Source organism: Bacillus sp. FSL R9-9410, assembly GCF_038050385.1.
In the GTDB taxonomy this organism is placed as follows: domain Bacteria; phylum Bacillota; class Bacilli; order Bacillales; family Bacillaceae_G; genus Bacillus_A; species Bacillus_A cereus_U.
The window spans coordinates 412,762-430,893 of record NZ_JBBOTV010000003.1 but is presented as its reverse complement, the minus strand read 5'-3'; the positions used below and the strand labels follow the sequence as shown (position 1 = coordinate 430,893).

The following is an 18,132-nucleotide window of genomic DNA, read 5'->3' as shown; positions in this document are numbered from 1 at the left end:
CTATAAATGCTTTTGCAATTCTATCATTTCTTTTTCGACTATTCTTTTTCATTCTTCATCACTAACCTTTCTATAGTTTGATAAAAAAGGGACAGATGGATTTACAGAATCAGTCTATCCAAAATCAGAAAGAGTTCATCCACCAAGCGTTTGGACTTCTAGCATAAAATACGACTCCGTTAGGAATCTACTATCATCCATGTTCTTCTTCGTATATTTGCACCAGAGCCATAAATCACTCCAGAAAAGACTGGATATTTAGTCTTTTCGATTCGCTAATCCCTTTATTGAATTTTATAATATTAGGATATAAATATTGCTCAATAGAAAGTTATTTATCAATCTCTAACTATAATTGCAAAATTAGTAAAAACTTATTCTATTTCTTTTCCCTCTTATACGCTGTAAGGACCTTACACCCTTATTAAAACACTATGATTTTCCTACGTAAATCATAAAATTCAACTCTTCATATCCATTTATAAGAAATACTAAATATGTGTATTCGAAAAATATTATACTAGAAAATATAATATAAAGATATTTTTATCAAATGGAGTAATACAAATCGAATTTATACAAGTATACCGATAAGATTTTAATTTTCTTGTGTAAATTGGGGAACATTATAATTTAGTGATACTATATATATTTTTTTCCTTATTTGTATATGCATAATTGCATCTTTAGACCGAAGAGAAGTAAAAGAGCTTGAATAAAGTTCTTTTTTAGATTTGTAATTAAATCCTAGAGTGGCCCCTCATACCCAGAATCGTTTCCGTACCCCGAATATGCGCATTAAAAAATAATCGACCATTTTGATACGACAAGTGCAAAATCAAAATTTAATATGTGATACGATTTCATTATATTAATATTTTAGGGGGGTTTACGATGATAGATGCTAAGAGACAAGATATTATTTTGCGCAAAACTATCAACGATGACTGTTATCAATTGATTGTTGCAAATGACGGACCAGGATTCAATCATTTCGAGCTATATGTGGATCACATCAATAAAGTATTTCATATCTTTGATCCTATTACTCTCGAATGCTTAGACTACGCTCGCGGAACAGCTGCCGATCAACATATTGCGTGTCATAATCTAAAGCAAAGAATTTGTTCTTCTTTAGAATTAGATTACTCAACATACAACAAAGCATTAATCTACATCCCATCTTCAAACGATTCCGGAATAGAATTTCAACCTCACGGTGTCGGAAATCCTGTTCCGGAAACAATTAAATATGAACCATTTGTTAAAAAGACGAAAATTATCAGCAAAGGTATGAAATAATAACATTCATTTTCTTTATCTTGCTACAAAAGAGCATTTCTTGTTATTACAGCAAGAAATGTTCTTTTTTCACTTCTCCCTATTGAGCTCTAGAAGTTTCTTAACGATAGATTATACACGAAAGAAAAGTTAATCGACTTTAAATCGCAATCTCGGCGACATCACTTTCTTTTTTAGCCAAAAACAACACATTGTATTCCCTATCCCAAAATCAATACTACTGTATGAAAGGCGATGTATTTTCTACAATCTTCATACACGGCGATACTCGGGTGTTTTTGCCCAAATCCCCGAAAAGGGGAAAATTAGTTTAATTCATTAAAAAATTATACGCTGTGTCAAAAAGTGTACCTTTTGGAGCGCTTTAAATACTTATGTAGAGTTCCCCTAGGTTTTATTTTACTAATCAAACGTTTGTTTAAAATTTATAATTGAGTAATCAATTTTCAAACTTTAAAAATTATGGGAACGAAAATAATTTCGTTGAAATACATTGAACTACTCACCACTTAACATCCTTACGGACTGTTTGAAGTGTTTTTTATTTTAAAGTACGATATGTGAAATTATAAGTGCGTGCGTTAACTATTTGCACCTTTTCTATAAATCCGGCTCCTTTGTGATATCATTCCCTTATAATGAATTAAATGAAAGGACGGAACAAATATATGGAGAATCAACCAAATTGGCAACCTATCCAAAACCTGCCTATCATTGCAAATCTAATCGATGGTCAATCTGCAGATGCTAAAGAACAATATGGAAATCTTTTAGAAGCCCGCAACAAACCTCATGTGTTGAATGATGCAATCCTACAACGTAACATCCATGTTTACACAGAACAACTTGAATTTATATGGATATTCAAAGAACAGCTTTCCAAATGGATAAAAGAAGAGCGTTTAACACCTATCGAGCAAAATGAAATTGAACGCCTTCAAGGACAAGTGCAACAGTTACACAGTATTTTGACCGATATTTTAGCTCTAACAGAAAAATTAAAAGAAGGAACCTATGAAAAAGTAATGGCAAAAAGTGATTGGCAACTTGGAATAGAATCTTTGTAAAAGATTAAATGATCCGTTTATTGAGAAGAAATGCTTACACGAAAACGGATTCTGCAAGCAAATGCTTATTTCCTCCTTTCGAGGGAATGGGCAAGAACAACCAACATGAGGATTTGTACATTTCTAGTAAAAACGTTATAATGGCTACCTAAAATCAATCATTACCTGGAGGTTTACATATGAATAAAACAGAACTTATCAAACAAGTTGCTGAACGAGCATCCTTATCACAAAAAGATGCTAGTGCATCTTTGCAAGCTGTCGTGGATCAAATCACACAATCTCTTCAAAAAGGAGAATCTGTACAGTTAATTGGATTCGGTACATTTGAAGTGCGTGAGCGTTCTGCACGTACAGGACGCAACCCTCAAACGGGAGAAGAAATGCATGTCCCAGGAGGTAAAGTACCTGGATTTAAAGCGGGGAAAGGTCTAAAAGAGGCTGTAAAATATCCCGTTTAGGAATAAAAACTTTATATTCTGACGATTTTGTTGTACTATCAATACGTGAGAAACAATACATTCATACAAAAGCTCCCTTCAACCTAGAAATGAAGGGAGCTTTTGTATTCACACTACATGGGGTCACCATATCACCTTCCTTATTAAATTCCAACTAAACTAAATGAATATGGAGTTCATTCTATTTTTTGAATTTGTCCATAAAAAAAGACCCACCTAATTAAAATTATTTTTTGACAATTCCTTTCATAACGTGAAAATCAACGTTATATTTAAAAAAGGAATCATAGCATCTATATATTTATAATGAGGAGCGAATGCACAATGGGAAATGTACAGGTAAAAGTAGCCGATAAAGAAGGACTCATTCAAGAATCTACAGGAGACTTTGTATTAGCTATCAATGTCAAAGAAGAGAAAAGCCAAGTAATTGTACAAGGGGAGTTTAATCTTGAAAATTACGTTAAACTGGTTCAAGCAACTGTTAAAGCATTAGTACAAGTAGGGCATTCCAATCATATCCCCCCAATTATTCTAGACACAATGATTCAAGAAACTTTTCGATTAGCGGTAAAAGATATATTACTTGAAAATGGTTATGATGAATTAGATATAGAAGAAATTGAAAAGAGAACCGACGAAATGTATGAAGAGGAAACTGAAGAAATATCTGAGGAAATATCTGAGGAACATAAGGGATTTGATCTAGATTCCTATTTAGAACGATTTGATTTATTAAAAGATGACATTCGCTTAAAAGCATTTCGCAAGTTGTGTTCAAGCTACCATGTTTCAATGGGTCGTGCTGAAATACAAAAACAATTTGAGATAAATATTTTACCAAGGGCAAAAGAGATTATATCTATCATTTCTCCTGATCTTTTGGAATCTGATTTATTTATTAACCGTATAATAGAGTATGGAGTACAAACCATTGAATTAGAGACTATGTTAGAAGAAATGAAGGAAACACTTATAATGCTTCATGAATTGTCTATTGTTCTAGAGGTTTCTACATTGGCAGACGTTCTAACAATTCAAAAAGAATATCATAATGCTAGAAGTATATAACATATATAGGCTTGCTTGATTACATAGCAAAGTGAAATATAAAGAAGATATGCTATAAGAACACAAGAAGAGACAATCCTTTATTTGGATTGTCTCTTTTTTATTAAATATCTAAATAAAATAAATAGAAAAGGAGCCTTAAAAAAATATAGACTATGTCAAAAAGTATACTTTTTGACATGACTAAAAACTAAGTTTTTCCGTTTCAAAATTATAACTAAATCAAATTTGAAACATTTCAATAGAATTCTAGGTGTTTTGACATACTTATTTTGAACAGTACCCAAAATCTTTAGTTTATAAGGTTTTATTACAATACTTTTTGTTATTCCCCCTTTTCGAGGGGATGGGCAAAAATACCCTCGAAATGGGGTTATCTCGGTTTTGTTAGCTTGATGGTGATGTTGCCGTGCCCCTAATAAATATTATCAGGTCTCCTTACACTACTGAGTTGTTCCTATGATTAAATTTTAATACATTTAAGCCAATTCTAACTTCCATAATCCACATGGATTATGGAATGGATCCTCTTGTTCATAACGATAATCTGTGTAGAAAGATAGTCGATATACGGGGGAGCTTTCTGTAAAACTAATTGTATCTCCATTTCTTAATTTGGGCTGCTCGACTATATTATATAAATTAAAATCATTTAATAAGTCCCCAGCCACTTCTGGTTCTATCTCTCCATGTATAATTACATCTGGTAGAGCGAATGCTTGCATTCCACATGAATAATAACCATCTTCATCTCCCACTAAAGTTACAAAATGCGAATAAATAGGGAATATTTCCTTATTTTCTGCAAGCTCCTGCCATTCATCTTTAGAATACGCTACACCTGCTGTTTCAATTTTTAAAGCAAGTCCGCCTGCATTTAACAACCCGTTTCCTACATCAATAACTTCTTTTAACTCCTGCATATTTTGCACATTAACAACAACATATACAATATAAGTATGCTCCTCTAACTTACTAAGTAAATCTTGCCCAAAACGATCACCACTCGCATATAAAAAAGCTTCCTCTAAAGATGGATCTTGTTCATAGACATCCGCTTCAAAAACAAGTTCTCTCTCTTTATGATGTATAACATTCCCTGCTAATATATAGTTACTTTTACTGACAACCTCTTGTATCAATTCTGTTTTACTCTTCCATAGTCCAGGTACTCCAATTATTATTTGCGACTCCATGATTATAAATGCTCCTTTTCTCTTTACTTTAATCTTTTAAAAAGCCCTTTTTATTAAAAGGGCTTTTTCTTCTAATTTATTTTATAATTTTAAAACTCTTCTCCACATTTGCGAATTTTCTCCTTCCGGATCAATCCCGTTTTCCCCTAGAAAAGGTCGGAGATTCCAAGATTCCCCTCCTACAAATCCTATTCTTGACCATTTATCCATAAAATCTATGAAATTCTCACCCAATACACTCCCATGTAATTCATCATCATCAGCATTCAAATACACAACAGGTGAATCTTCTTTATCAGACATTAAATCAAAAGCTAACAAATTTCCATTTCCCACATCAAAAAAAGCTAACTTATTTCCCCAAATTTGGTCGTAAAGATTTTCTGGTTCATTGAAAATATCTCTTACTAGCTCTCTCCGCCTATTTTCACAATTAATTAGTTCTCTTAGTCCCAATACGCCTCTACTTCCATAGATTTCTTCAAACATCTCATCTACTTCTATATCCTCTGGCATATCCCATCCCCATTCAAAATAAGAGAAACATTCTACTAATACCTTTCTATAACTTAAAGGAATTTGAATACCTAAAGTTTCTTCAATCTCTATAATTTCTTTTTCTTCTAATGGGGCTTCTACAATTATTTCTTCTGATTCTCCACCTATCTCTTTTACATTTGTTATGATGCGATTCATAATAGTAATCCATTGCTTATTTTCCATATTGTCTTTTTCCTTTCAAATCAAAATTTATCATCTCTTACGATTCCCAGGAATTCTTGTTTTTGTAGATCCTGTAACTCCTAATTTAGCAAAATGTTTATCAGTTTGCCTTATCATTTTTCTAGCTTTCCTTTCAGACACACCAGATCTCCGTAATGATTTATAAGCAATCCTTCTTTCAGAGGCATATGTTCCTCCACCTTTTTGTCTCTGCACTGCAAATGTTTTTTTATGTGCAGCTTTACTCAAAGAAACTGTCGGTGCTTTGCCGCGACTATAGCCTTTTAAATTTCTCACTGCGGCATTTTGTATGATATGGTGAGCCTCATTTCCCTTCCGTTGCAATTTCCTAACTTGGGTGTTTTTGCCCATCCCCCGAAAAGGTGGATTAAGACAAAATATTCCAAATTTCATTTGAATTACACTTAAAAATATATATTTCAAATCCTCTACAACTGTATCGACATGTGTCGAATATAAATAAGTTGTATTTTTGAAATGAAAAATTCTACATTTTTAGCTATGTCACAAAGTACACTTTTTGACATAAAGCTTAATTTTCTTATGAATTAAGCTTATTCCCCTTTTTCGGGGGATGGGCAAAGTTATCCAGAAAGAGATTTTAACTGATAGAATAAATTATCAGTTCCGGTAGATACCCTTCGGGTAACTGTAAAATGAGTGAGAGCTAATCGGTGTGCGTCGCTTCGGTCTGTCTTATGAATCCGCAAGGAATCACATTGTATTTTGGCTTCTAATGGGTTTAATAAACAATATGTATACTGGTTATTTTGCATAAATCGTTCTAGCTGTCTGGAATAGATCCCTGTTGCTTCGAACACAATTTCAGGTGATTCACCGGTTTCATCTGTAAGCTTATGTATCTTTTCTTGTAGCTTTTTAAAATCAGGCTTAGAATGCTTGATTTCACTTTCGAATACGCATTGTTTTTGTGCATTATAAATTACCATATAACTTTTACCCATACTGACATCAAATGCAATAACGTGTTTCATATAGCGCCTCCTCAGGTGGAATTGAAGTCTTCAACTTACACTTATCGATTCTCATTTCTTATACACGATCTCGAAGACCAACATACTAAAAACTGATTCAAATAAGGTAAGTGAAGAAGGTCAGTTTTGTATACGGATTCAGGATCCCAAAACACCCACGACCTCCTCTTCACTTCTACTATATAAAAAATAGTAGTGCGAACCAATGCCTTGGTCTGCACTACTAATCTTAGTATGTTTTGTATAGTTTGGAATAGAAGAAGAAAATAGTCTTTAATCATATATATGGCTTTATACTCACTAAGCTCTCGTTTTTTCTTCATGAGGAGCAATTGGCGCATCTGAAACATGATAGAAGAACAGAGTAGAATGGCAATCAACTGACCATATAAATGGCACTCCAATCGTTCTGGTTTTATCTTTTTACAATGATGAATTTGAAAGAATGACTTCCACGTTTTAAATAAAATTTGTCGGGTAAAGAGCTGGCGCGGTATCAGTTATGACCCGTTTCCAACCCCTCCCCATAAGAACTGCTCGTGAAGTTTTCCCTCAAGCAGCTCACCCCATAAACTTCATCAAAAGGGTTATGAGACCTATCAAATGGCAGAAACTTCCATCGGTATCCCTCTGCACTTTTAAGGGAATGGACTTTCCAGTCCCAGTAGAGCCCCAGTACACCATAGAGATATTCATTACTCCATCTCTGCCATCCGATGCTACGCTTTTGTCGCCGTTTCCTTCTTGTCAGTAGTGTACGGATTTTCATCTCCGTATAGTCACGCACTTCGCTAAATGCTCCGCTGGAGTTTCCAACTCGAAAGTAGTTCACCCATCCTCTTAGTACGGCATTGATTTGTTTTACTAAGTCTTGTGCTGGTTTGGCTCCTGCGTTTTGAATGAGTTCGCGGATTCTTGTTTTCACTGTCGTACGGGCTTTCTTCTTTGGGGTCATGCATATGAAGTGCCGGGTCTTATTTCGGTTCAGACTTCGCCTTTTGATAGATTCGTCGCCTTAGTTCCTGCAAAGTAATAGGTGTTTTTGTCATGGCACCCTTGCCTCCTTTGGTCGTACGAAATATTTACAGGTTCGGACCCTTCCCTCCCCGCGCGTTTTGCTGCACGCAGATCTCTGGTACTACGATCCGTTCCGCCACCCTGACACCTACCGTTCTCACTTCCCGATCGCGGTTATAGAGACGGTCTCCTCGATGAGGTTTCTTCATCGGGTGTCGAGGGCTTCTCCAGTTTCCACATTATCTTTCTCTCCATGTCGCCGCTGATACCCCGCCGGTGAGAACTGCCGTTCCAGACTCGTTTCGGTCAGTTCTTGCTGCTTTCGCACGTTATCGACCGTCTCAGCCACCGGAATTGCGTGTAACGAGGCTACGTCTACGTTCACTGTACGTTACAACCTGGAGATTTGCCCACATGCCTTTCGCATGTGATGTCAGAGGGCTTCGCCATGTCGCTTTCACTTCATGGCGCCTCTCAGGCTACGGGAGTGGAGTCTATTCTCCCGATTGGACTTTCACCAACTAGATAATGTGTCCTTATCTGGACACGCCGATTTGCCAACGCAAAGAATACCAGTCATGTACCTGTCCCATCGGGACAATATCTGTAGGGGTGTTTGTCATATATACATTGATACCACTGAGTCGTTTACTACGAGTAGAATACTTCATTCCTTTCTTTTTTTCTCTTACAGCTTGATCTTGTAATCGTTTTTGTTGCTGTTGTTTTGTTAATCGAGGAACAATTACACGAGCTGGCACTTTATCAATCATTCCTACATAAGCATCAGCTATTTCACATGTTTGTCCTGGTTGAAGGGAGTTCATTAACGTCTCCATATCTATCTGTATATACTCTGTACCTTTCTTAATTCTTCCATCTTGAAAATAATCAGGGCTAGGATTTTTTTGATACATACGTGTATTCGACTTGATACGAGAGATATAGTAGGCCTCTTTATCTTGTATATATTGAAGGTCTTTTAAATGAAAATAACCTAAATCTCGGATACATAAATCATTCGCTGTCACAGTTGGGGCACACAGAGAGCCGTAAGTGCGATCATGTTGTTTACCTGGACCTGTATGAATATGTAAGAATTGTCCACTTAACAAATCATACTCAAGTTGAATTTTTATCCCAGCTGTATGGCTGCATCCTCCTGCACCTGGATAAACCGATGAAAATACATCCGGGAGTTGAAATGCAGTTGAATCTAAAATACGAATACGCTTGAAAACAGAAGTGTATGGAGAAGAAATCGGCATAGATGCGGCCAATTTTTTGCTTAGTAGTTCGGCTAGTAGGTGTTGTAAAAGTTGGACGGCCGCCTTATTAAACCGTTGATTCAGTCCTTCAGGACTGATGAGTACTTCCGTTGATGCTTCTAAACAGCTAGATAACTGAGTTAAAGAAGTCATAGCTACATTTTGGCTCACCCATACACATAAAGTAAAGCTACTAAATCTTTTGCTTGGTACTTACTGGTTCGTTGTACAAAACCAACATCTCTAGCAAGATCCCGTAAGGTATTTGGAGATAAAAAACTTTGAATCTCTTGAGCAAATAGTTGTAGTTCATCAGATACAGAAATAGACATAAAAAACGCCATCCTTTCCTATAATTCTACAGAAAGGATAACGCCTTTTTTGCTTTATGGATAGTGCAAAACCTTAGCTTTATAGCGATGTAATGCTACCCTATATACACCTTTTTTATATTTTCTTCATTGATTTAGCGATTGTAATTAATTCTTCTTTAGAAATTCGTGAACTAAACAATGTAATTATTGTTCCGTCTTGTACCCAAGTTAATTGACCACCCTTAACATCTTTAATTCTTTTTGTCGGTATTAAGGGATGAAATACACCATCTATATTTTTTACTTTTACCCTTTTCTTATGATCACCAGATTGAATATCATTTCTTTTTGCTGTTTTTTCAATAACCGCAACTTTTAATTTGGTACCAGTTCTATCTAGAAAGTGTATTTGTACTTTTCCCATATTTTCATGTACATGCTTTGGATATTTTAATTCAACATTCCAGTCTTTTGCAATCTCAGTAGGAATGAAACAATTAAAAGATGTTTTCCCTTTTAATTGTTTCACAGAAAAAGTTTTATTACTCATTTCAGTACTTTCAGCGTAAATACTCGTAACAGAATTACTACATATTGCAAATAAAAAAAGTGATATAATTACTTTTAAAAAAATATTTTTCATGTGTTTTCTCCTAATTGAATAATTTTTACTAGTAGTATTAAGTTTCCTTGGAATTTTTACTCTTTTTTAAAGAAGGGGTTCAGCCGTGATATACACGTTATCTTAACTAAGAAAATACACGTATCTTGGTCGAACCCCCTTATAGCGTGATTGGGTTCCATTGCTACACAAACCCCATGCCCATCAACTTAAGAAAAATAAACGCCCTAAAACGAAAAAAATGAGCTGACTTCTCAAAGTAACTACCTGTAGAGAAAGAAAATTTTCGTTTAGGGGGTACTTCAAAACCTTAGCTTGATGGCGATGGGGTACCGCCAGCATTTTGGAAAAAAACCACGCTAAGCAAAAAATAAAATAAGCCATCCATTTGGACAGCTCATTTACATAATTATCGTTATCGATAGTTAATTAAATAAATTATGATAGATCCCATCACAATATCATCGCCTATAGTTAGGGGACCATATAAAACACGATCAGATAGATCATCTGTTTTATGGGGGTAGCAGCTTATCGTTATTCATATTTCTCTGACTGTATCCTTTATTTATCAGAGTCTTTTAATATATTCCTTTCTTTAGGAGGGAAGAATCAAGCTAGCCACAACTCCTGCATGGTCAGAAGGCCATAGTGCCGTTGGTGTACGATCATCTTGCTCTTCTCCTACAACGTCCACTTTTTTAACTTTAAAATCGCCTCGAAAGAGAATTAAGTCTATTCTAACAAATAGTTGCGAGATCAAATTTAATACATCAGCATCTTGGCAACATGTTAATCCATTGTCTTTTCCTGCGATAGTCCATGTATCTTTAAATCCAGCATTTATCAAAAGGTTGTAAGATGGACCACTGCCGTCAGAATTTGAGTTGAAATCCCCTATGAATACTAAGGGAAGATCAGTCGCTCCCGGGCCAGTTAAAAGTTCGCGAGCTTGAGCGAGTTGTATTGGAAGTGTTTGGGGGATTTCAGGTGTAACGGGTTGTAAATGAGTATTTACGAGTCTAAATTTCTTTCCGGATATTTTGACATCAACAGATATAAAACCAAACAGGAGTTTTTCAACATTACCGCCAACTGGAACGGGAAGAAAAGCTTCAAAAATCTTTGTTTGTATATTTGAGAAATTAAATCCTGAATTTTTTCGCACCAAAATCGCATCTCGATCTACAAATCGAACGTTGAAGCCGGTGCTACTAGGTAACGTAACATCCGTAGTGTCTACTATTGCTAAAACTTCATAATGCAATCCTCTTTTTTCTAACTCCTTGAGAAGGATCGAAACAAAATCATACTCTACTGCTACTTCAGAATTTTGAGGTAACAAAAGTTGCCATATTGCTGCTTCTTGAAGACCTATTATATCTGGTTTTTTTCTTGCAATTTGATCAGCAATAGCCCCTGCTCGTACCGAAAAATTTGTTGCTTGAAACAGTCTAAAGACCTCAGTAACACGTTGTGGGAGTTGCTCTGGAGTGGTTCCTACTAAAGGCGATAAAATAGTTCCAAAATAGATGTTCCATGTCATGATGGTTAGTGGTCCTTGGGGTTCTGGGATCGGAGGGGCAGCAGGTGGAAAAGCAGGAAAAAGTCTACGACAGCATCTTTGTTTTGAAAAATATGAGTTCAAAACAATTCATCTCCTTTTTTTCGAAATTTAATATAATTATCTATATTCGAATCTAATACTTTGGCTTGTATGCTTGTTTACGCTCATCTAATAAAATTCATGATGTATATCTTATACATGATTGGTTAACATAACGTCTCATTATCGGTAGTAAATGTTTTGATATAATCCTTGTTTTTATGGGATTCTTTCTTCTTTTCTATATCAACTCAATATGCAAAATTTTATACATGGTTGATATAGCCGGGATTCTAGGGATCCTTGCTATTCTTTTTTTGCATAAAATCTTGTATAAATAAAAAAGAATTTGAAACAAGTGATACGTGAATTATTAGGAAAAAGGGTATATCATTGCTATAGCGAATATATTTTTGAGGTGAGACGCTATGAAGACGTTATATAGTCCTGGCGAAGTGGCAGAGCAATTAGGTATCCAATCTAGTACATTACGTAAGTATGCTGATGTACTAGAAAAAGAGGGTTATACTTTCATAAAGAATGAACGTGGGCATAGGAAGTATAGAGAAAGTGATGTAATGGTGTTTCGTAAGGTTATCAACCTAAAGAACGACACAGACATGACATTAGAAAACGCCACAAAACAAATAGTATCATGGCATCAAGGCATTGAGGTATTGCCATTAGAGCGACACGAAATTGAGCGCTATGAAGAACCGGATTTCAACGCTACAACGCTACAGACGATGCTTCAAGATCAAAACGAGGTCATTGAAAAGCAAAATGAATTACTACAAGAATTAAACAAATGTTTAGTCGAACAAGACCAGCGATTCGTACAAAGAGAATCAGAGTTATTGAGCGCTATACAAACGATACAGGAATCCCAAACGCTTATAGCGACGAATACTAGTGAAGACGTAGCGAAGAATCAGGGACGCGATGAAATGCTCATGCAAACAATAAGGGAAGTCCAGGAAGTTAAGAAGATGATTGCAGCAAGTAAAGATAAGAAATGGTATGAGTTTTGGAAATAATCTTTTGAAATTTGATTAATTATCTTTTGCCTCCTCTAAAAAATATAGGAAAATGAATACAAAAGTAAAGCTTAGAGTTATATGGGAACTCTGAGCTTTTTGGGATACTACTGATAATTGGATTTTATGTGAACTAAATCTTAGGAAGAAGGAATTGAAAATGAATAAGAAATGTCCTAATTGTGGTTCTAGAGAAATCGGGCAAGATTCATTAAATGCCCAAGCATGTTTAAGACTTATTAGTACGAATAACCTTTTTAATCAATTTTCAAGAGTGATTGCTGATGTTTGCACGGAGTGTGGTAACATTTTATCTATGAAAGCAGAACATCCAGAGTATTTTAAAGTAGATAAATAAAAATTACTGATAATACAGATTATGTGAACGAAAAATCCCTTTATAAAGAAGATCTGAAGGGATTTTTTTATAGATTTTGAGATATATGGACTGCTGATAAGTGGTGTTATGTTAATTAACACCACTTATTGTTTTATAATGTAAAGTTTGTAATGAAATAGCTAAATTCATAACCTGTTTTTACTACTCCAGCTCCTAATATTACATATAGGGAATATTTAACAAATAGGTTCTCTTCTAAGAAGTTTTTTAGATTATTCATGTTGAATCCTCCATTTTGATATTTATTAATTAAAATATTAACATGGATATGTAGTTATTGATGAATTTAATTTTATTAATAGGGGTACAGATCGCAAATCAGAAAAAAACAAGTTGGGGTGCTGACGTTATTTCGCGGATTTTATACGTTAAGACATTTATTGTAAATTCATGTAACCAAAAACGTTGATTACTTATTGTTTTGGTGATTTGTTTTTGGGTTGGCTATTGGATATAAAAATCAAACGAAAAAATAGAAAATAAAATCATGGTTTACAATCACCAATAACGTTCGTTTTCGGTAAAATCGTACTTAGAGTAAAGAATTTGTGGTTTTAATTGATGAAAAGTTCCTTAGCGTATAATTTTCGCGTTTTGTCGTCAGCACCCCAATAAGTTGTTTAGAATAATAGAAAGATAAACAAGCTGATCCCTTATGAAAAAAGAGATGGGCTTTTTTGTCTGCTACCGATAATGATAGGTTATGTAAACTTATAAGAATAATGTCGAATTTATCAGAATTTTGTATATTTTTGTTGTTTTATTTTATTTTTAATGTTAAACTCATAATTACAAAGAAAGAGTATATAAAACCCTTTTAAAGTTAAAATTTTCAAAATATTAAGTTTTTTAAAGTTCTCCACTTGTACCCTTAGCGATATCCGTGTGTATTTATTATTCTTTCTTTGTTACTGTTATACCAAAAACCCTAATTATGTAAAAAAAGCCCCTTCATGAAATCTGAAGGGGCTTTTTTTATATAATTAGAGATACATTGACTGCTGATAAGTGGGGTTATGTAAACCTCACATGAATATGGTATACAATAAAATTTCTTCATTGCTTTCTTATTTCACTCAAGCTAAAGCATTTGTTAGTACAATAATATTAGCTAAGGTGGACAGAATAATTTTAGGTGATGTTATGAAGAAAATTATAATTGCACTAAGTTTCTTAATGTTCATCGTTTCTTACTCTACATTCTCTTTTCAAGCAAATGCAAAAGAACCAGATAATGATATGGTGAGATATGCTTTAATAAGAAGCCTTAGTCCATCGATTGATAAGGCTTTAACAGAAGTTTATAAAGATGCTACAGAAGGTATCCCATCCTGGGCAGGATGGGATACTGAGATTGTGAACATTAAACAGTTATATGGTATTGGAGGAGCTTATGATGTGAAAGTTCGAGTTCATCCCTATTATGGACCACATATTGGCTATGGTATCGATGAGATTACTGTTAGAGTGGATGCTAGTGGCCAACAACTTATTGAATATAAGCACATACAGGATGTTTAAGACAAGCACCTCTGCTTTGGCAAGGGGTTAACTTTTTTGAATGGAAACATAAACGTTTTTGATAACATTAAATTAATATTAGACTTTCGATAATCCCTAATTATGTAAAAAAAGCTAGCATGGATCTAGCTTTTTCTTTTTTTGTCCATGATGCCCTAACCTCTTTATTTGTCACGTTTTGAATGTATACTTTCGTTAGTGTTTTTGAGGGGAATGAGTAAAGTGTTATAAATCAAGTAAAATCAATAAATTGAATGTAAACTAATATGTAAAAGTTTACATTGAGGACAAAAAAAGTACGAAGTCTATTAACAGACTTCGTACCAACAACAGATAGAGTATAGCCCCATAGAGGACCGGAAGGGTGTTTCATTCATTTATTATAACTCATTTGTTTACAATTTCGGAAATCAATTAGAAAATATGCACATTTTCATATCATATAATAGATTCTGTTTAAATTTTGAATTTTCTTTCTTTTTATGATATGCTCAATCATAGTACAGACTAATCTCCTTAAACCAATAATGCACACCAAAAAAACCAATTCCCGTGTAAAAGAATTGGTTTTTTTGGTGTGCATTTCATTCAAACAACAACTTGAACCCACTTCCATTTTCAATATAATTGTATCATGAAAAACTCTCATTCATTATATTTTTCTAACAAATAACTAAAAATCCAACAATTGTATTTTTGATTTGATATAATAATTGTGTACATGTAAAATGGTTTACAAGTTAATACTTCCTTGTTACAAAAAGACCAATTCTGATATTATCCCCTTTAGGTAGACAGTGTGAAAAAGACCATGTATACACATGGATGTTACACTATTACTTGGAGGGGATTTTTCATGGCAAAAAAAGGTGCAACATTTAATACATACTCAGAAGAAGTAAAGTTATCAGCTGTTCAAAGTTATTTAAACGGAGAAGGAAGCTACGATATGATAACGGAGAAATATCAGATTAAAAGCTCTACACAACTTAAAAATTGGGTAAAAAAATATAAAGAATGTGGTGAAATTACAGATACTCGTGGGAAAAATAGTGGAATGAAAGGTATACCAAACCCTTTAAAAGGCAAACGTGTTCATTTTAATACCGTTGAAGAGGAACGTGACTACTATAAGGCTCAGGTCGAATATTTAAAAAAGCAGTATCCAAATCTGTAAATGGAGGCGTACTAAAATATAAAGAAAGATATCATATCATTGAATCACTAAAGAGAAAATATCCCGTTATATGGCTTACTAATTTTGCGAGTGTACATCGCTCAAGTTACTATAAGTGGATTCATACAAAAAGTATGAAAAACATGCGACTAGAATCCGATAAACGATTAAAAAAGGTAATTCAATCTATTCACGTAAAGCACAAAGAATATGGTTATCCACGTATGAAAATCGCTTTACAAGAGGAGGGTTATTTTATAAATCACAAAAAGGTATATCGCTTAATGAGTGAGCTTAACATTCAGTCTATTATTCGGAAGAAGCGTCGCTTCTTTAAAGGGAATTACTCTAATACTTTTCCAAATGTTTTAAACCGTGAATTCAAAAATCGCCAACAAAATGAAGCGCTTGTTACAGATATTACCTACCTACGATTTCAAGAGGGATTCCGCTATCTTTCTGTTGTACAAGATATTTATAACAACGAAGTTGTTTCTTGGAAAATTTCCAAGCGTAATGATAATGAACTTGTATTAGATACAATTGAAATGTTGGCACAAAAAAGAGATGTGTGTGGAACCATTCTCCATTCAGATCAGGGATTCCAGTACACATCTCATGCCTACAACAAACGACTTTTAGATTTAGGTATCATTGGCAGCCACTCTCGCAAAGGAAACTGTCATGATAATGCCTGTATCGAGTCATTTTTCTCCCATTTTAAATCGGAGATGTTGTATTTGAATCATTTTAAAACAGAAGCCGATTTAATACAAGCAATTGAAGAATATATTTACTTTTATAACTATAAACGTTTCCAAAAACGACTCAACCATCGAGCTCCGATAGAATATCGAATCTCGATGGCTGCTTAGTCTTTTTAATACTGTCTACTTGACAGGGATAAGACCAATTTAGAATAGTCTTTCTTTATATATTACTCTACAATTTGTGTTTCCCACCCATCATAACTATTACATGTTCCACTATATAAAACTGCTAACTCCGCCATGTGTTTTGTTTCTTTCCAAACATTTTCTTTTGTTGGTATACAATTTTTCCCCACTATAAATATATAGTAACTTAACCCATCTTCTGCAATTTGTTCAGATGGTTTATAAATATCATAACCTTTTACATGTAGTACATCTGCTATTTTCTCTGCTATTTCTATAGTATCTACTAAGAAATAATGTTCTAGGTAATGTACTTTTGATAAATTAGATCCTGCCTTCTTCAAAGCTGTTAGCGTTTCTATATCCTGTTTTTCTCGTTCCTGTCTTTCATGAACTGTTTCTAACATTATAAATCTCCTTCAGACCAATTTATATTGTGTTTCTTCGACAAATCCATGTTTCTTTTCTAATTTGTTGTTTTTCTATTAAATAACTTACTATATATATCTTCATTTGTTTTCATTCCTAAATTCTTCCTGTGTATTTTTGAATTCTTGTTCATATTTTTTTATTTTTTCAACGTCTGTCTTTGAATTAAGGAAAGGTCTTTTTCTACCAATCATCATTATATCCTTTCCTTCTGTGGACTCCATGCGTACATATGGTTTAAAAAATTCACATTCTGTATTGTGTAATACCACCGATAATTTGGCGTATTCTTCCATAGGGAATTGATTAGATAAATTTAATTTCTTAAGCCTTTTCAAATTCATTAATGGCTCTAAAGAACGATCTTTAACCTTTATATTCATTAAGGTTAAATCACTTAACTTCAATAAATTACCAATCGGATTCAAAGTTTTTACATTAAGTGCTTTTACTATCCCTCCTCCTAAATAGAGACCCTCTAAATTTTGTCCATCTTTTATTGGTGTCAAGTCTTCTAATTTCGAGAAATCTTCTATTAATAGATAAGAAAGGTTTTTATTATAACTAAAATCCCATAAATCAGTATTTTTAGTATTCCAACATAAATATAATGCCCTTAAATTAGACATCATTTGTAGTATCGATAAATTTTCTACCCTCATTTCATAAACATATAGTAATTCAGGATTAACATGCATCATAATTTTATCAAACTGTTTTTGATTCACTGCAAAAACCCATAATTCCTTAATTTTCAATTCACCTAATAGTTCTATATTCTTTGTTTTACCGCTAATAGCTAACTCTTTTACATCATTATTTATTCCAACTAAATCTTTACGAATATTCGGCTGTTCACCTATCGGAAACATTAAATTCACTCCTTCAAATATTATTTAAATCCAAAATCAATTCAATATAAATAAAAATAAATCATTTTACAAAATATCCCTCTAATAAATTTAGAGGGATATTTAATGCTATCCTGTGACAAAATAAAAACAACTTT

16 protein-coding genes and 5 pseudogenes are annotated in these 18,132 nt (G+C 33.8%); 9 read left to right on the top strand and 12 right to left on the bottom strand.

Features of this window, described 5'->3' with window-relative positions; all coding sequences use genetic code 11:
• Positions 1-77 precede the first annotated feature (77 nt).
• The 5 genes and pseudogenes from MKX77_RS28875 to MKX77_RS28855 form a co-directional block, all read left to right on the top strand.
• Positions 78-167 (top strand): annotated as a pseudogene (locus tag MKX77_RS28875) (IS6 family transposase); the annotation flags it as partial.
• 727 nt (positions 168-894) lie between these two features.
• Positions 895-1,302: a hypothetical protein gene (locus tag MKX77_RS28870; RefSeq protein ID WP_341308530.1), complete on the top strand. Its 408-nt coding sequence runs from the start codon at positions 895-897 to the stop codon at positions 1,300-1,302.
• A 668-nt stretch (positions 1,303-1,970) separates the two neighbouring features.
• A complete protein-coding gene (locus tag MKX77_RS28865; RefSeq protein ID WP_341308529.1) occupies positions 1,971-2,369 on the top strand; it encodes a hypothetical protein in 399 nt (132 codons plus the stop codon).
• A 179-nt stretch (positions 2,370-2,548) separates the two neighbouring features.
• Positions 2,549-2,830, top strand: a complete 282-nt coding sequence (locus MKX77_RS28860; protein WP_341308528.1) for an HU family DNA-binding protein — start codon at positions 2,549-2,551, stop codon at positions 2,828-2,830.
• Between the two features lie 324 nt (positions 2,831-3,154).
• The gene (locus tag MKX77_RS28855; RefSeq protein WP_341308527.1) at positions 3,155-3,901 is read left to right on the top strand and encodes a hypothetical protein; all 747 of its coding nucleotides are present in this window, start codon (positions 3,155-3,157) and stop codon (positions 3,899-3,901) included.
• A 479-nt stretch (positions 3,902-4,380) separates the two neighbouring features.
• Here MKX77_RS28855 and MKX77_RS28850 read toward each other — a convergent pair whose 3' ends face one another.
• The 9 genes and pseudogenes from MKX77_RS28850 to MKX77_RS28810 form a co-directional block, all read right to left on the bottom strand.
• Positions 4,381-5,097, bottom strand: a complete 717-nt coding sequence (locus tag MKX77_RS28850; RefSeq protein WP_341308526.1) for a DUF4261 domain-containing protein — start codon at positions 5,095-5,097, stop codon at positions 4,381-4,383.
• Between the two features lie 81 nt (positions 5,098-5,178).
• On the bottom strand, positions 5,179-5,820 hold the full coding sequence (locus MKX77_RS28845; protein ID WP_085313526.1) for an SMI1/KNR4 family protein: 642 nt from the start codon (positions 5,818-5,820) through the stop codon (positions 5,179-5,181).
• Positions 5,821-5,850: 30 nt separating this feature from the next.
• Positions 5,851-6,234 carry a hypothetical protein gene (locus MKX77_RS28840; protein WP_341308525.1) on the bottom strand — a complete coding sequence of 128 codons (384 nt, stop codon included), beginning with the start codon at positions 6,232-6,234 and terminating at the stop codon, positions 5,851-5,853.
• Positions 6,235-6,431: 197 nt separating this feature from the next.
• Positions 6,432-6,836, bottom strand: a pseudogene (locus MKX77_RS28835) (IS110 family transposase); the annotation flags it as partial.
• Between the two features lie 238 nt (positions 6,837-7,074).
• Positions 7,075-7,309, bottom strand: a pseudogene (locus MKX77_RS30805) (IS4 family transposase); the annotation flags it as partial.
• 146 nt (positions 7,310-7,455) lie between these two features.
• A pseudogene (locus MKX77_RS28825) lies at positions 7,456-7,833 on the bottom strand (group II intron maturase-specific domain-containing protein); the annotation flags it as partial.
• A gap of 565 nt (positions 7,834-8,398) precedes the next feature.
• A pseudogene (locus MKX77_RS28820) lies at positions 8,399-9,453 on the bottom strand (IS4 family transposase); the annotation flags it as partial.
• A 115-nt stretch (positions 9,454-9,568) separates the two neighbouring features.
• Positions 9,569-10,078, bottom strand: a complete 510-nt coding sequence (locus MKX77_RS28815; RefSeq protein ID WP_341308524.1) for a DUF4367 domain-containing protein — start codon at positions 10,076-10,078, stop codon at positions 9,569-9,571.
• A 577-nt stretch (positions 10,079-10,655) separates the two neighbouring features.
• Positions 10,656-11,705, bottom strand: coding sequence for an endonuclease/exonuclease/phosphatase family protein (locus tag MKX77_RS28810; RefSeq protein WP_341308523.1), 1,050 nt, complete (start codon positions 11,703-11,705; stop codon positions 10,656-10,658).
• A gap of 386 nt (positions 11,706-12,091) precedes the next feature.
• Here MKX77_RS28810 and MKX77_RS28805 point away from each other — a divergent pair, with 386 nt between their 5' ends.
• Both MKX77_RS28805 and MKX77_RS28800 read left to right on the top strand, forming a co-directional pair.
• Complete coding sequence (locus MKX77_RS28805; protein ID WP_341308522.1) at positions 12,092-12,700, top strand: DUF3967 domain-containing protein; 609 nt, start codon at positions 12,092-12,094, stop codon at positions 12,698-12,700.
• 160 nt (positions 12,701-12,860) lie between these two features.
• Complete coding sequence (locus MKX77_RS28800; protein WP_172555814.1) at positions 12,861-13,058, top strand: hypothetical protein; 198 nt, start codon at positions 12,861-12,863, stop codon at positions 13,056-13,058.
• A 133-nt stretch (positions 13,059-13,191) separates the two neighbouring features.
• Here MKX77_RS28800 and MKX77_RS28795 read toward each other — a convergent pair whose 3' ends face one another.
• Positions 13,192-13,320, bottom strand: coding sequence for a hypothetical protein (locus MKX77_RS28795; protein WP_341308521.1), 129 nt, complete (start codon positions 13,318-13,320; stop codon positions 13,192-13,194).
• 923 nt (positions 13,321-14,243) lie between these two features.
• On the opposite strand from MKX77_RS28795, the gene MKX77_RS28790 reads away from it, so the two are divergent.
• Positions 14,244-14,621: a DUF3888 domain-containing protein gene (locus tag MKX77_RS28790; RefSeq protein WP_341308520.1), complete on the top strand. Its 378-nt coding sequence runs from the start codon at positions 14,244-14,246 to the stop codon at positions 14,619-14,621.
• Positions 14,622-15,477: 856 nt separating this feature from the next.
• A protein-coding gene (locus tag MKX77_RS28785; protein WP_341308519.1) for an IS3 family transposase occupies positions 15,478-16,673 on the top strand; the annotation gives its coding sequence in 2 pieces (ribosomal slippage) (positions 15,478-15,784 and positions 15,784-16,673; 1,197 coding nt in all).
• Between the two features lie 62 nt (positions 16,674-16,735).
• On the opposite strand, the gene MKX77_RS28780 is transcribed toward MKX77_RS28785, so the two are convergent.
• Entirely contained in the window at positions 16,736-17,101 is a 366-nt protein-coding gene (locus MKX77_RS28780; protein ID WP_341308518.1) for a ribonuclease E inhibitor RraB, read from the bottom strand.
• Positions 17,102-17,203: 102 nt separating this feature from the next.
• A complete protein-coding gene (locus tag MKX77_RS28775) occupies positions 17,204-17,995 on the bottom strand; it encodes an internalin (protein ID WP_078181727.1) in 792 nt (263 codons plus the stop codon).
• Between the last annotated feature and the right edge of the window lie 137 nt (positions 17,996-18,132).